The organism is Aeromicrobium sp. (assembly GCF_049586495.1).
Classification (GTDB): domain Bacteria; phylum Actinomycetota; class Actinomycetes; order Propionibacteriales; family Nocardioidaceae; genus Aeromicrobium.
Genome location: NZ_JBAVCB010000063.1, coordinates 1 through 14,860, shown reverse-complemented (window position 1 = coordinate 14,860; position 14,860 = coordinate 1). Strand labels below are relative to the sequence as shown.

Annotated in this window: 11 protein-coding genes; 8 read left to right on the top strand and 3 right to left on the bottom strand. The window is 66.6% G+C overall.

The window, feature by feature from the left end:
- Positions 1 to 245 precede the first annotated feature (245 nt).
- A complete protein-coding gene (gene groL, locus WB508_RS03715; RefSeq protein ID WP_423843534.1) occupies positions 246 to 1,850 on the top strand; it encodes a chaperonin GroEL in 1,605 nt (534 codons plus the stop codon).
- Positions 1,851 to 1,929: 79 nt separating this feature from the next.
- Here groL and WB508_RS03710 read toward each other — a convergent pair whose 3' ends face one another.
- Positions 1,930 to 2,532, bottom strand: coding sequence for a TetR/AcrR family transcriptional regulator (locus WB508_RS03710; protein WP_423843533.1), 603 nt, complete (start codon positions 2,530 to 2,532; stop codon positions 1,930 to 1,932).
- Positions 2,533 to 2,620: 88 nt separating this feature from the next.
- Here WB508_RS03710 and guaB point away from each other — a divergent pair, with 88 nt between their 5' ends.
- The 6 genes from guaB (at position 2,621) to guaA (ending at position 10,609) form a co-directional block, all read left to right on the top strand.
- Positions 2,621 to 4,132, top strand: coding sequence for an IMP dehydrogenase (guaB, locus tag WB508_RS03705; protein ID WP_423843532.1), 1,512 nt, complete (start codon positions 2,621 to 2,623; stop codon positions 4,130 to 4,132).
- A 9-nt stretch (positions 4,133 to 4,141) separates the two neighbouring features.
- Positions 4,142 to 5,242, top strand: coding sequence for an NYN domain-containing protein (locus WB508_RS03700; protein ID WP_423843531.1), 1,101 nt, complete (start codon positions 4,142 to 4,144; stop codon positions 5,240 to 5,242).
- Between the two features lie 36 nt (positions 5,243 to 5,278).
- A complete protein-coding gene (locus tag WB508_RS03695; RefSeq protein ID WP_423843530.1) occupies positions 5,279 to 6,385 on the top strand; it encodes a GuaB3 family IMP dehydrogenase-related protein in 1,107 nt (368 codons plus the stop codon).
- Positions 6,386 to 6,396: 11 nt separating this feature from the next.
- Complete coding sequence (locus WB508_RS03690; protein ID WP_423843529.1) at positions 6,397 to 6,843, top strand: GNAT family N-acetyltransferase; 447 nt, start codon at positions 6,397 to 6,399, stop codon at positions 6,841 to 6,843.
- Positions 6,844 to 6,918: 75 nt separating this feature from the next.
- On the top strand, positions 6,919 to 8,613 hold the full coding sequence (locus WB508_RS03685; RefSeq protein WP_423843528.1) for a GMC oxidoreductase: 1,695 nt from the start codon (positions 6,919 to 6,921) through the stop codon (positions 8,611 to 8,613).
- 436 nt (positions 8,614 to 9,049) lie between these two features.
- A complete protein-coding gene (gene guaA / locus WB508_RS03680) occupies positions 9,050 to 10,609 on the top strand; it encodes a glutamine-hydrolyzing GMP synthase (protein WP_423843527.1) in 1,560 nt (519 codons plus the stop codon).
- Positions 10,610 to 10,618: 9 nt separating this feature from the next.
- Here the strand turns inward: guaA and nhaA are convergent, their stop codons facing one another.
- Positions 10,619 to 11,911, bottom strand: a complete 1,293-nt coding sequence (nhaA, locus tag WB508_RS03675; RefSeq protein WP_423843526.1) for a Na+/H+ antiporter NhaA — start codon at positions 11,909 to 11,911, stop codon at positions 10,619 to 10,621.
- A 90-nt stretch (positions 11,912 to 12,001) separates the two neighbouring features.
- On the bottom strand, positions 12,002 to 13,453 hold the full coding sequence (locus WB508_RS03670; protein WP_423843525.1) for a LuxR C-terminal-related transcriptional regulator: 1,452 nt from the start codon (positions 13,451 to 13,453) through the stop codon (positions 12,002 to 12,004).
- Between the two features lie 280 nt (positions 13,454 to 13,733).
- Between WB508_RS03670 and WB508_RS03665 the strand changes: the two genes are divergently transcribed.
- Positions 13,734 to 14,860: hypothetical protein (locus WB508_RS03665; RefSeq protein ID WP_423843524.1), on the top strand; the 1,127-nt coding region annotated here is incomplete at its 3' end.

Below are 14,860 nucleotides of genomic sequence, written 5' to 3'. Positions count from 1 at the left end.
ACACCAAGGTCCCCGACGGCGAGACCGTCGCCATCATCCCCGCCGTCGCAGGCGGGTGACGAGGGAATCTGTCGTCTTTCGTCCCGGAACAGTCCCGACGAGCGACGACAGATTCGCCCAGTGGGGCCAATCAATTAGCAGTCTGATGTTGCGAGTGCTGATGCAAAGTGCTTGGCTGTTAGCAGTCTCACTCGACGACTGCTAACTCACGTCAGCCCTGTCTCTGCATCTCAGGAGAACCACCGATGGCCAAGATGATCGCCTTCGACAGCGAAGCGCGTCGCTCGCTCGAAGCGGGCATGAACAAGCTCGCCGACGCCGTGCGCGTCACCCTCGGCCCGAAGGGCCGCAACGTCGTTCTCGACAAGAAGTGGGGCGCCCCCACCATCACGAACGACGGCGTCACCGTCGCGCGTGACATCGAGCTCGACGATCCGTTCGAGAACCTCGGTGCACAGCTGGCCAAGGAGGTCGCCACCAAGACCAACGACGTCGCAGGTGACGGCACCACGACCGCCACGGTGCTGGCGCAGGCCATGGTCCACGAGGGCCTGCGTGCTGTCGCCGCCGGCGCCAACCCGGTCGGCCTGAAGAAGGGCATCGAGGCTGCTGTCGAGGCTGTCACGGCCAAGCTGCACGAGATGGCTCGCGATGTCGACGACGTCAAGGACATGACGGACGTCGCAACGGTCTCCTCCCGCGACGGCGTCATTGGCGCCCTCATCGCAGAGGCCTTCGACAAGGTCGGCAAGGACGGCGTGATCACGGTCGAGGAGTCCAACACCATGGGCACCGAGCTGGAGTTCACCGAGGGCATGCAGTTCGACAAGGGTTACCTGTCGCCGTACATGGTCACGGACACCGAGCGGATGGAGACGGTGCTCGACGATCCGTACATCCTGGTCAACCAGGGCAAGATCTCGGCGATCGCCGATCTGCTGCCGGTGCTGGAGAAGGTCGTCCAGGCTGGCAAGTCGCTGTTCATCATTGCCGAGGACATCGACGGCGAGGCGCTGTCGACCCTGGTCGTCAACAAGATGAAGGGCACCTTCACGTCGGCCGCTGTCAAGGCCCCGGCCTTCGGCGACCGTCGCAAGGCCATGCTGCAAGACATCGCCACCCTGACCGGCGCCGAGGTCATCACCCCCGATGTCGGGCTGAAGCTCGAGACCGTCGGCCTCGAAGCGCTCGGCACCGCCCGTCGTGTGGTCATCACCAAGGACGCCACCACGATCATCGATGGTGGCGGCGACGCCGCCGAGGTCGAGGGCCGGGTCGCGCAGATCAAGGCCGAGATCGAGAACACCGATTCGGACTGGGACCGCGAGAAGCTGCAGGAGCGCCTGGCGAAGCTGGCTGGTGGCGTGTGTGTCATCAAGGTCGGCGCTGCCACCGAGGTCGAGCTCAAGGAGAAGAAGCACCGCATCGAAGACGCTGTCTCGGCTACTCGTGCTGCCATCGAGGAAGGCATCGTCGCTGGTGGCGGCTCCGCCCTCGTGCACGCCGTGTCGGTGCTGGACGACAGTCTCGGGCTGGTCGGCGATGAAGCGATTGGCGTGCGCATCGTGCGCCTCGGCGCCGATGCCCCGCTGGAGTGGATCGCTCGCAATGGCGGCGTCTCCGGTGAGGTCGTCGTCAACAAGGTGCGCGAGAGTGGCCAGGGCTACAACGCGGCCACCGAGGAGTACGGCGACCTGGTGTCGCAGGGAGTGCTGGACCCGGTCAAGGTCACGCGCTCCGCGCTGGCCAACGCTGCGTCGATCGCCGCCATGCTGCTGACCACCGAGACGCTGATCGTCGAGAAGCCTGCTGACGCCGACGAGGACGCCCACGCAGGTCACAACCACTGAGGCTCCGCACGAGCTGAAGCACCGAGAACCGGTTGCCCCGTCTGGGGTGGCCGGTTCTCGTCGTCTGGCCGGGGCCGAATCAGGCCAGACGGAGCGGGGCGAGCCCGGCCAGCACGATGTCAAGCTTGCGGGCGTACCAGCCGCGTGCGGAGTACGCCTCTTCGGCGTCGTAGGCCTTGAGCAGCGCGCTCTGCGCCTTGGCGACGGTCGAGTGCCCGGTCTTGCGCAGCCGTGCCATGTCCGCCGATGCCGTCAGCGTGACGCTGTACGTGAAGTTCACGGCCACGGCGGCATCCTCCACGGTGAAGCCCTGTCGATGCAGCTCGCTGACGTAGGTCTCAATCAGTCGGACGGCCGTCGCAGGAGCGAGCGGCGCGGCCAGACTGGCACGATCGATGCCCGGGTAGCGGGCGCACAGATCCCACAGGCTCTCGCCGAGCTCACGTAGCGTGGTGTCCCACGGCTGCCCGGTCTCGGGCCAGTCGATGGACTTCAACGCGAGATCAATCGCCTCGGTGAGCAGAGCATCGCGATCGGCGACGTAGCGGTACAAGCCGGAGTGCGCCACGCCGAGCCGGCGAGCCACCGAGGGCATGCTGAACGAGTCAGGGCCTTCGTCAAGGGCTGCTTGCGCGATCTGCTCGACGGTCAGGGCTCGGGGTCGTCCTGGCTTGCGATCCATCGATCGATGATACCCCGAGTACGAGGTCACCCACGGGGAAATGGAGCGACGTGGGGGCCCACATCGCTCCCGGCGTAGGATTCAGCCCATGGAGCCGCTGGGAGATTCTGACGCATTCGCCCCCTTGGGGTTGACCTACGACGACGTCCTGTTGCTGCCCGGCGAAACCGACGTCATTCCGAGCGAGGTCGACACCACGGCGCAGCTCACTCGCGGCATCTCGTTGCGCATCCCGTTGCTGTCGAGCGCCATGGACACGGTCACTGAGTCGCGGATGGCCATTGCGATGGCCCGCGAGGGCGGCATCGGCATCCTGCACCGCAACTTGTCGGTCGACGATCAGGCCTACCAGGTGGACCTGGTCAAGCGGACCCAGACCGGCATGATCCCCAACCCGGTGACGATCAGCCCCAAGAAGACGCTCGAGGAGCTCGACGAGCTGTGCGGCGAGTACCGCGTGTCCGGCCTGCCGGTCGTCGATCCGGACAACAAGCTGCTTGGCATCGTCACGAACCGGGACCTGCGCTTCGTGCCGGTGGCCGACTGGGCCACCACCACGGTCGATGACGTCATGACCCGCATGCCGTTGATCACCGGCCCGGTGGGCATCAGCCGCGAGGACGCGTCCGCCCTGCTGCGCGCTCACAAACGTGAGCGCCTCCCGATCATCGACGCAGACGATCACCTCACCGGGCTCATCACGGTCAAGGACTTCGTGAAGTCCGAACAGCATCCGCTGGCCAGCAAGGATGAGGAGGGCCGCCTCCTGGTCGGTGCAGCGGTGGGCTTCTTCGGAGACTCGTGGGATCGCGCCAACCGGTTGCGTGAAGCAGGCGCCGACGTGCTCGTGGTCGACACGGCACACGGCCACGCCCGGCTGCTGCTGGAGATGGTGCGCAAGCTCAAGGCCGACCGGGCCTTCGACGGCGTGCAGATCATCGGCGGCAACATTGCCACCCGTGCTGGCGCCCAGGCGCTGGTCGACGCGGGAGTCGACGCGGTCAAGGTGGGTGTCGGTCCTGGATCCATCTGCACCACGCGCGTCGTCGCTGGCGTCGGCGTCCCCCAGATCAGTGCCGTCCGCGAGGCGGCCAAGGCCTGCAAGCCCGCCGGTGTGCCGGTCATCGCCGACGGAGGACTCCAGTACTCCGGTGACATCGCCAAGGCGCTGGTGGCCGGGGCGGACACCGTGATGGTGGGGTCTTTGCTCGCGGGCTGTGAAGAGAGCCCTGGTGAGCTGATCTTCGTCGCAGGCAAGCAGTTCAAGAGCTATCGCGGCATGGGCTCGATTGGTGCGATGGCTTCGCGCGGCAAGAAGTCGTACTCCAAGGACCGCTACTTCCAGGCCGACGTCGTCAGCGACGACAAGATCGTGCCGGAGGGCATCGAGGGGCAGGTCGCCTTCCGTGGCCCGCTGTCCGCCGTGGCGCACCAGCTGATCGGTGGACTGCACCAGTCGATGTTCTACGTCGGCTCGCACACCATCGCGCAGCTGCAGGAACGTGGCCGGTTCGTTCGCATCACGACTGCAGGGCTCAAGGAGAGCCACCCGCACGACATCCAGATGACCGCCGAGGCGCCGAACTATTCCTCGCGTTAGCCTCAAGACGTGACCAGTCGCAACGTCGGTGTCTTCATCGACGCCGAGAACCTGTTCAAGGGCTACGGCAAGCTCGACATCCCCGATGTGTCGATGGAGGAGATTCTCGAGCAGCTCGAGGTGGCGGTCTCCCGCGAGGCGGGTGCCGGCACCATCGCGCTGTCTCGGGCGTACGCGGACTGGAATGCCTTGGGCATCGAGGACTACCGGCGTGATGTCGAGCGCGCCGGCGTCAAGACGGTACAGGTCTTCTCCGCTGGCAAGGCGTCCAAGAACGCGGCCGACATCGAGCTCGTCGTGGACTGCCTGCGGTCGGCCAGCGACCTGGAGCAGCTCGAGGTGTTCGTCATCGTGTCGGCAGACGGCGACTTCGTGCCGCTGGTGCGGCGCCTCCACGAGCTGGACAAGTACGTGGTGGGCGCGACACTCGCCGACCACCCCGTCAACTCACTGCTCGAGCGCGAGGTCGACCAGTACGTGGCCCTGAAGACAGCCCCGCCGCCCCCGCCCGCAGCTGCGCTGCAGCCCATCTTCTCCGGCGAGGGGCACACCGTGCCTGCGCCGCCGAAGCGGGATCTGCCGGCCAAGAAGGCTGCCAAGAGGGCCGAGAGCAAGCCTGCGGAGAAGAAAGCTGCCGACAAGAAGTCTGCCGAGAACAAGTCTGCGGAGAGGAAACAGGGCAGCAAGCAGCAGCCTCGCAAGCAGCAGGAGCCCAAGAAGACCGGCGGCAAGGTCTCGTGGCACGAGATGGCGCAAGAGATCTCGGTGGTCCATGAAGGTCCGGCGTCGTCGCCAGATGAGTACAAGGCCATCATCAAGCAGGTTCTGTCGGACTCGAAGGTCCGTAGCTTCTGCGACAAGCTGGCCAACGCCGGTGGCACCCTGCCGATCCTCGCGATGGCCATCAAGGCAGCGGCCCCGCAGGTGAGTCCCTCCGATGCGCGCGTCAGCTCGTTGTCGCGGGCCCTGCGCTTCGCGCTGGCCGACACACAGTACGCGTTGGCTCGGGAGAGCGATGACGTGCAGCCCGTGCTGGTGCGCCGCAACGCTGACCCGCCGGGCATGCTCTCGGACCTGTCGCTGGATGACATCGTTCGCGGCGTCCAGTAGGCACCCGTATCGGCCACACGCACTAGGCTGTGACGCATGGCAGACATCGAGATCGGGGCCGCCAAGCGCGGCCGCCGGGCGTACTCGTTCGACGACATCGCGATCGTGCCGAGTCGACGCACGCGCGACCCCAAGGAAGTGTCGACGGCGTGGCAGATCGACGCCTATCGGTTCGAGCTGCCGATCATCGCGGCCCCCATGGACTCGGTCATGAGCCCGGCCACCGCAATCGCTCTGGGGCGTCACGGCGGTCTGGGCGTGCTGGACCTCGAGGGCCTGTGGACGCGATATGAGAATCCGGAGAAGCTGCTGGACGAGGTCGCAGCGATCGACGGTCCGAGCGCCACCCGGCGGCTTCAGGAGATCTACGCCGAGCCGATCAAGCCCGAGCTCATCTCGGCGCGACTGCAGCAGATGCGCGAGGCCGGCGTCACGGTAGCGGGCGCGCTGTCGCCGCAGCGCACCAAGGAATTCGCCGACGTCGTGGTGGCGGCGGGTGTGGATCTGTTCGTCATCCGTGGCACCACGGTGTCGGCCGAGCACGTCTCCGGCCAGGCCGAGCCTCTGAACCTCAAGCAGTTCATCTACGAGCTGGACGTCCCGGTGATCGTGGGCGGCTGCGCCACGCACCAGGCCGCCCTGCACCTCATGCGGACGGGCGCCGCTGGCGTGCTCGTCGGGTTCGGCGGAGGAGCTGCGCACACCACCCGCTCGGTGCTGGGTGTCTCAGTTCCGATGGCATCGGCCGTCGCCGACGTCGCAGCCGCTCGCCGGGACTACCTCGATGAGTCCGGCGGAAGGTACGTGCACGTCATCGCCGACGGCTCCATCGGCCGCAGCGGCGACATCGCCAAGGCGATCGCCTGTGGCGCAGACGCCGTCATGATCGGCTCCCCGTTCGCGCGAGCCGTCGAGGCGCCTGGCCGTGGTTTTCACTGGGGCGCCGAGGCGTGGCACGCCGATCTGCCGCGTGGTGAACGTGTCGACATCGGCACCGTGGGCGACCTCGAGTCCGTGCTGTTCGGACCCTCGTCGGTGCCCGACGGCACCATGAATCTGATCGGCGCGCTGCGTCGGTCGATGGCCACCACCGGGTATTCCGATCTCAAGGAGTTCCAGCGCGTCGAGGTCGTCGTCGGGTGAGGCTCAAACGGGTGGCGTTCGACCACCCGGACGCGGTGGCTCTGCGCGCGCAGATGGTGGCCGAGGTGTCGACCATGTACACCGCGGCCACCCCGCAGCAGAATCGCGACGGAGGCGCCGGGGTCGATCCGGCCTCGGTCGTGATGACCGCCGTCGGGTACGACGGAGACGTACCCGTGGCCCACGTGACGGTGCGCCGCCTTGCGGCTGGCCTGGAGATCAAGCGCATGTTCATCGACCCGGCCTACCGGGGCCGCGGCTGGGCGGCGTTGCTGCTCGAGGCCGCCGAGGATGCCGTGCAGCACGCGGGCGACACGCGGGTGCTGCTGCACACCGGGGAGCGCCAAGAGGCAGCCATCGGGTTGTACACCTCGCGCGGATATGCGCCGATTGATCTTTATCCGCCGTACCTCGACGTCCCCAAATCGTTGTGCTTCGCGAAGGATCTGTCGGCGTAGGACTGTTCGCGGCATCACACCCGTCGCAGCTACTTTCCAGTAGTCATGTGACATCGCCGATGTCATAATCGGATGATGAGCGAACTGGACTACGACGTCGTCATCATCGGGTCCGGATTCGGCGGCAGTGTCGCGGCGCTGCGTCTCACTGAGAAGGGCTACAAGGTCCTGGTCGTCGAGGCGGGCCAGCGCTACGAGGACAAGGACTTCGCCAAGACGTCGTGGCGGCTGCGGAAGTTCTTGTGGATGCCGCAGATCGGTTGCTACGGCATCCAGCGCATCGACAAGCTCAAGGACGTGCTGATCTTGTCCGGTGCTGGCGTGGGCGGCGGCTCTCTGGTCTATGCCAACACGCTGTACGAACCCCTCGAGCCGTTCTATCGCGACCCCGCGTGGGGCCACATCGCGGACTGGCGAACTGAGCTGGCGCCGTACTACGACCAGGCCAAGCGCATGCTCGGCGTCACGGTGTACCCCTACGAGACACCAGCAGATCGGGTGATCAAGCAGGTCGCCCAGGAGATGGGAGTCGGTGGCACGTTCCATCACACCCCTGTAGGGGTCCTGTTCGGTGAGCCCGGCCAGGAGGTCAAGGATCCGTACTTCGGCGGAGCCGGACCGGACCGTCGGGGCTGCCTGAACTGCGGCGAGTGCATGACCGGCTGCCGCCACAACGCCAAGAACACCTTGGTCAAGAATTATCTGTACCTCGCGGAGAAGGGCGGCGCCGAGATTCGGCCGCTCACCACGGTGACCGACGTTCGCCCGCTCGACGGCGCGGACGGCTATGAGATCGAGACCCGCCGCACCAACCGGCGGTTCCGTCCGCACGGCAAGATCCGGGCCCGCGAGGTTGTCTTCGCGGCCAGCACCATGGGAACCCAGAAGCTGCTGCACCGGATGCGCGACACCGGTCAGCTGGCGCACGTGTCGCCGCGGCTCGGCATGCTCACCCGTACCAACTCTGAGGCGTTGCTGGGGGCGCTGGCCGACGACAGGGAGATCGACTACAGCGAGGGCGTCGCGATCACGTCGTCGTTCCATCCCGACGAACACACCCACATCGAGCCCACACGGTATGGCAAGGGGTCCAACGCAATGGCCCTGATGCAGACCGTGCTCACCGACGGCAGCACCGGTACGCCCCGCTGGCGGGTCTGGTTGCGCGAGATGTGGCGGCACAAGAGCAAGATCCACAAGCTCTACGACCTGCTGCACTGGTCTGAGCGCACCGTCATCGCGTTGGTCATGCAGACCCACGACAACTCGATCACCACGTACACCAAGCGGGGCATCACGGGTCGGCGCCGGTTGACGACGAGGCAGGGCCACGGGGCGCCCAATCCCTCGTTCATCCCTGAGGGCCACGAAGCCGTGCAGCGCATGGCCGACATCATGGGCGGAACGCCTGGCGGCACCATCGGAGAACCGTTCAACGTGCCTCTCACGGCCCACTTCATGGGCGGGTGCACGATCGGCGATTCATCCGTCACCGGCGTCATCGACCCGTACCACCGCCTGTACGGCCATCCGGGCCTGCACGTCGTCGACGGCTCGACCATCAGCGCCAATCTGGGCGTCAATCCGTCGCTGACCATCACCGCCCAGGCTGAGCGTGCCATGGCGATGTGGCCCAACCACGGTGAGGTCGACACCCGCCCGGGTCTCGATGAGGCCTATCGGGTCGTGCAACCGGTGTCGCCGACGTCGCCCTTGGTTCCCGTGGACGCTCCGGCCGCCCTCCGCCTCCCCATCGTCGGCGTCAGCTGACCCAGTCGAGCATCTCGATCGCCAAGGAGGCCGCCTGCGGCCGACTGTGAGGGAGCGCCAGCGATCGAGGCGGTCAAAGCAGAGCCGGTCAGCAGTCGTTCACCTCGCTGCGCTCACGCTCCTCGCAGAGCTCGTCGCTGGCGAACAGATGTCAACCAGGGGCCGAGCGGAGCGAGGCTGATTGCCTGGGCGAAGCAGCAGCGACGAAGTCGCTGGTACGGCGAAGCCGTGCAATGCACAGAGCCCGACCGGGAGGGAGATCACGGGTCGGGCTCTGTATGTGCCACGAGGAGCAGCACAGTTGATCTAACGGGAGGGAGTTGTTAGATTCACACGCTTAACGACCGCCACAGGGCAGGGTTACGGCTGGTCCCACATATTTCTCAGCATGGTCGACCGCTGAAATCGCGGCGAGGGCGGGACCTACGATGGTTTCGTGACCTCAGACCATGATCTCGTGCTCGTCGTCGACTTCGGGGCGCAATACGCCCAGCTCATCGCCCGGCGGGTGCGAGAGGCGCGGGTCTACTCCGAAATCGTGCCCAACACCATGCCGGTGACCGAGATGCTGGCCAAGAATCCATCGGCCATCATCTTGTCCGGTGGACCGTCGTCGGTCTACGTGCCCGGCGCACCCCAGCTGGATCGGAGTCTCTTCGAAGCGCGAGTGCCGGTGTTTGGCATCTGTTACGGCTTCATGGCGATGGCTCAGGCGCTCGGCGGGTCCGTCGCGCACACCGGTCAGCGCGAGTACGGTCGCACGGCTGTCACCGTCACTGATGCCGGCACGCTGCTGGCCGGCCTGCCTGACACGCTGACGTCGTGGATGTCGCACGGCGACGAGGTCGTCGAGGCGCCCGACGGATTCACGGTCAACGCCACGTCCCCACGGGCCACGGTTGCCGCCTTCGAGCACCTCGGCCAGCGTCTCGCCGGCGTGCAGTGGCACCCGGAGGTCATGCACAGTCAGCACGGACAGCAGATTCTCGAGCGATTCCTCGTGGAGATCGCTGGCTGCCGCCAGACCTGGACCAGCAGCAACATCGTCGAGGAGCAGGTCGAGCTGATTCGTCAGCAGGTGGGCGATGCGCGGGTGATTTCGGCATTGTCCGGCGGTGTCGACTCGGCGGTGTCGACAGCGCTGGTGCAACGGGCGATCGGCGATCAGCTGACGGCCGTGTTCGTCGACCACGGGTTGTTGCGGCACGGCGAGGCCGAGCAGGTCGATAAGGACTACGTGGCGGCCACAGGCGTGGATCTGAAGGTTGTCGATGCCAAGGAGCAGTTCCTGGGTTTCCTCGTTGGCGTCAGCGACCCCGAGGAGAAGCGCAAGATCATCGGCCGCGAGTTCATCCGGGTGTTCGAGGCCGCTGAGCGTGAGGTGCTCGCGACCCCCGGCACGCCGGTCAAGTTTCTCGTGCAAGGCACCCTGTACCCCGACGTTGTCGAGTCCGGTGGCGGCGAGGGCGCCTCGAACATCAAGAGTCACCACAACGTGGGTGGGCTGCCCGAGGACCTCGAGTTTGGCCTGATCGAACCCTTGCGCACCTTGTTCAAGGATGAGGTGCGTGACGTCGGTCGGCAGCTGGGCATCCCCGAAGCCATCGTCGGCCGGCACCCGTTCCCGGGCCCGGGCCTCGCGATCCGCATCGTGGGGGCCGTCGACCACGCGCGGCTGGAGATCCTGCGTGCCGCTGACCTGATCGTGCGCGAGGAGACGACCGCGGCCGGGTTGGACGGCGAGATCTGGCAGTTCCCGGTGGTGCTGCTGGCGGACGTGCGGTCGGTGGGTGTGCAGGGTGACAGCCGCACCTACGGTCACCCGATCGTGTTGCGTCCGGTGTCCAGCGAGGACGCCATGACGGCGGACTGGAGTCGTCTGCCGTACGACGTGCTCGAGCGGATCTCGACGCGTATCACCAACGAGGTGTCCGAGGTCAATCGCGTCGTGCTCGACGTCACCAGCAAGCCGCCGGGGACCATCGAGTGGGAGTAGCCGCGGCGGCTAGTCGGTGCTGCTGTCGGTCTCGTCCTGTTGATAGACGTCGGGGATGTCGTCCCGGTTGTCGTCGCGGGACTCGCGCTCGTGGATCAGTCGGTACTGCCGCTCGCGGAGCCGCAGCACGATCGTCGCGGCCACGGCCGACACCAGGGAGCCGACCAGCACACCGACCTTGACCTGATCGTCGGTGTCAGAGCCCACGCCGTAGGCCAGCTCGCCGATCAGCAACGACACCGTGAAGCCGACACCGGCCAGCATCGAGAGTCCGAGCACGTCGAGCCAGGCCAGGTCGTCGTCGAGATCGGCTCGGGTGAAGGTGGCCATCAGCCAGGTGGCACCGAGCACGCCGACGGTCTTGCCGACGAACAGTCCGAGGATGATGCCCAAGGTGATCGGCTCGCCCAGCGAGCTGAAAAGCGCTCCGAATCCCGCGACGGCCACACCTGCGGAGAAGAACGCGAAGATCGGCACGGCGATCGCTGAGGACAGCGGACGTGTCAGGTGTTCGAAGTGCTCCGCCAGACCTGGCTTGTCGGCGCCGTCGCGACGCAGAACCGGAACCGTGAAGGCCAGCAGCACGCCGGCCACGGTGGCGTGCACGCCCGACGCGTGCACCAGCGCCCAGGCGACCAGAGCCAGCGGGATCAACAGCCATCCAGAGCGCACGCGCGCCTGGGCCAGTGCACCGAATGCGGCGATCGGCACAGCAGCGGCCATCAAGAACACGATGTCGAGCTCGGAGGTGTAGAAGATCGCAATGATGATGATGGCCAGCAGATCGTCCACGACGGCGAGCGTCAGCAAGAACGTGCGCAACGCGGTGGGCAGGTGAGTGCTGATGACCGCGAGGACGGCCAGCGCGAACGCGATGTCGGTCGCGACCGGAATGGCCCACCCTTTGAGCGAACCGCCGAGGTTGACGAGGACGAAGATCAGAGCTGGGACCACCATGCCGCCGAGGGCCGCCGCAATCGGAAGTGCCGCCCGACGAGGCTCGCGCAGATCGCCCGCCACGAACTCGCGTTTGAGCTCCAGTCCGGCGACGAAGAAGAAGATCGCCAACAGGCCGTCCGCGGCCCACTCGCCGGTGGTCAGATTGAGGTGCAGCGACTCCGGCCCGAACGAGGCGTCGCGCAGGCGGGCGTAGGAGTCGCCCACGTTGGCGGCGATCAGGGCGGCCACCGTGGCGATCAGCAGCAGGACGCCGCCGATCGTCTCCTGGCGCAAGACGTCCGCGATACGGCTGGCCTCAGGCCAGGTACCGCGGGTGAAGATGCGGGAGCGTTGATCAGTCACGGGAGAACTTCCGGATTCGACGACATGGCGCCGACCAGACTTCCCGGCTCGCCGGGGCCCAGTCTACGGTGCGTGGTTGGCCGCGTCGCATCACTGTGCTTCAGTAGTGCTCGAGCCCTCCACGAGGCGACGCAGCGTCTCCATCATCTCGGCCCGGTTCGGTGCTCCCAGTCGGCGGCGCACGCTGGCGATGTGATGCTCGACCGTGCGGGGAGAGATGAAGAGGCGCTCGCCGATCTCGCGATACCCAAATCCCTGAACGACCAGTCGAGCGATCTCCCACTCCCGGTCAGTGAGCTGGCTGGATCGTGAATGCGTCGACGGGGACGCGGATGTCGCGGTGTGACCGCTGTGGGCAGCGCGGGCCAAGGTGAGGAGGTCGAGGCTGACCCGTCGATCCGAGGAATGCAGCGCGGCCTGCGCCGCGAGCTGGGAGGCGTCCCATGTCAGTCCGATGCTGCCCAGGCCATGGACCGCCTCGGTGACGGCGGACAGATCGACGTCGCGCTTGAGCACCCGCAACCACGTGCGTCCGGCCGACGTCAGAGTCTGGGCGTGCCGACTGACCCGTGCGGCTTCGCTGATCGCGTCGGCGTGCGGAATCAGCACGTCCGGCCGTTCGCTGGCCAGGGCCGCCTGCACCCCGTACCAATGAAATGCGGCCGACCACAACGCCGGTTGACCGAGGCCATCGAGCACCGCCTTGGCTTGGTGCAGCTGCGGCGCCAACCAGTGTTCATCCTGCAACCGCGCTGCGCCGACAAGAAGCTCTCCGAGGGCCAACAGGTGAAACAAGTCGACGGACGTCTCTGCCACGGCGGTCCGTGCTGTGGCCCATGCCTCGGCCAACGCTCCGGTGTCGCTGGAGCGGCGCGCGATGCCGACGCGGACCGCGTGGAGCAGATAGGTGTCGCGCGTGTCATCGCTCGGTGGTGCGCCCGCCTCGTCAAGAGCTGTCGACGCCCCGTCCATGTCGCCGCGAGCCATGGCGACCCAGCCCAGGAGGATCTGGTGTCGCAGCCTGAATCGCGGACCGCCCAGATCTGCAGCGACCGCCCGACCGAGGACAGACTCCGCGAGATCAAGTTCGCCGAGGTGCAGCGCCATCAATGCTGCCAGGGCGGCAGGGGAGTCAAGCATGACGCAGTCTCGCCCCACTGGCGTCAGCGCGGTGACCGATTGCAGCAGGGGCGCCAGGCCCGCGACGCCATCGTCGACGACGCTGTGTTCGAGCCCGGTGGTGACCAGCCGCCAGCCAGCCGACCATGCGGTCGGCGCCCCAAGACGACTTGCCGCGAGCATGCGGTGGGCGCCGTCGGCGTCGCCGATTCCCAGAAGTGCCACGGCCCCCTCGGCTGCGGCCTGCCCGAGTGATTCTGGTGCGACGAGGGCGAAGAGCTCGGCGCTTCGACTCAAGGTCCCGCGGTGCGCGTGGATGGCAGCAGCAAGCCGCACTGCCGTGGAGAAATCAGCATGGTTCATGTCGGCCAGGACGACCTCGAGTGAACGTAGCGCGTCGTCGTGAGCGCCACTGGTCGTCAACTGTTCCGCGTCCGCCGCACTCACACCGGGCCTCCGTGCTGTCGAGCCCTCCCGATCGCCTGCCCCGCCAAACTAGCAGCCGCGTTGCCCCTTTGGGTCAGGATTTCTCAATCGAATCTTCCCCTAGGGGGTTGTCCAGTGCCATCAGGAATCCCCTACATGGCCAGCCCGGTGGAAGCCGTCGGGGATGGGGATCGGTCCCCGATGGCCATGTCGCGGGGACGTTTTAGCGTCGAGACAGCGCGTCGCACGACTCGCTCCAGATTCAAGGAGAATCGACATGCCTACCCCTCCCAGTTTGTTCGACTACATCTTGCAGCTGTTGGCGAACCCCGCGCTCGCCCAGTCCTTCCTGTCCGACCCGGACGGCACGATCAATTTGAACCAGACCGACGTCACGGTCGTCGCCACAGAGATCAACAACGCCGCATCGCTGTTGAACTCCAGCGGCATCGCGTCGGTGGCTATCCCCGCCCTTCTCCCGGGCATGACAGCCGGCGCGCTGCTCGATAGCTTCGTGACGAGCTTCTACGCCGATCACCCGACCTCCAACAACGTGTGGACCGATGACGACGTGACGCAGGCCTTCGCCGGCGCGAACGGGGTCGCTGTCTCCGCTGGAGACGAGGCCGAGGAAGTGACGGCCGCCACGGGTGGCTCGGTCGCTGTCGGCGGCGAGGTCGAGGACAGCGCCATCGCGAACGGCGGAAGCATCGCCGCGGGCGACGAGATCGAGTTCGAGGAGAACGGCGACATCACGATTGGTGACGGGAACGTCGCCATCAACGGCGATGACAACGACGTGGTCGGCGGTGACCAGATCAAGCTCGAGGATTCTGACGACGCCAACATCGCCACGAATGGCTCGTGGATCCAGAACGCCGACGACGGCGGCATCAATGCCGGTGGGAACGTGTTCCGCGACAACAACATCGCCGGCGACGACCTGGCCATCGGAGACAATGCTGTGGCCGCTGACGGCAACGTCGCGACTGGCGACGACTCGGTCGCGACCAATGGATCAGTGGCCTACGGCGGCTATTCCCAAGCGGCCGGTGAAGACAGCAACTTGGTCAAGGATGACGACGTCTTCGCTCCGACGATCAGTGCGTCCCCGACGATCACGCTAGCTCCGATCAATCAGACGACCGGTGCAGCCACCAGTGGCGCCAGTGGCGCGAGCGGGGATGGGGGCGCAGGAGCAGCCAGCGGTGCAGGCGGTGCGGGTGGTGCCGGTGGAACTGGCGGCGCTGGCGGGGACGGTACGGCCGGTGCCGGCGGCGAAGCCACGAGCGGGAACCCCACCAGTGGCGCAGCGACGAGTGGTGCCGCCACAGGCGGAGAGGCCACGGGCGGAGAGGCCACAGGTGGCACCGGCGGGGCAGCGACCACTGGAGACGGTGGCGC

What these genes read in the sequence shown, in the direction of transcription:
- groL (WP_423843534.1), top strand. Translation starts at nt 246, where the DNA reads ATGGCCAAGATGATCGCCTTCGACAGCGAAGCGCGTCGCTCGCTCGAA.
- WB508_RS03710 (WP_423843533.1), bottom strand. Translation starts at nt 2,532, where the DNA reads ATGGATCGCAAGCCAGGACGACCCCGAGCCCTGACCGTCGAGCAGATC.
- guaB (WP_423843532.1), top strand. Translation starts at nt 2,621, where the DNA reads ATGGAGCCGCTGGGAGATTCTGACGCATTCGCCCCCTTGGGGTTGACC.
- WB508_RS03695 (WP_423843530.1), top strand. Translation starts at nt 5,279, where the DNA reads ATGGCAGACATCGAGATCGGGGCCGCCAAGCGCGGCCGCCGGGCGTAC.
- WB508_RS03685 (WP_423843528.1), top strand. Translation starts at nt 6,919, where the DNA reads ATGAGCGAACTGGACTACGACGTCGTCATCATCGGGTCCGGATTCGGC.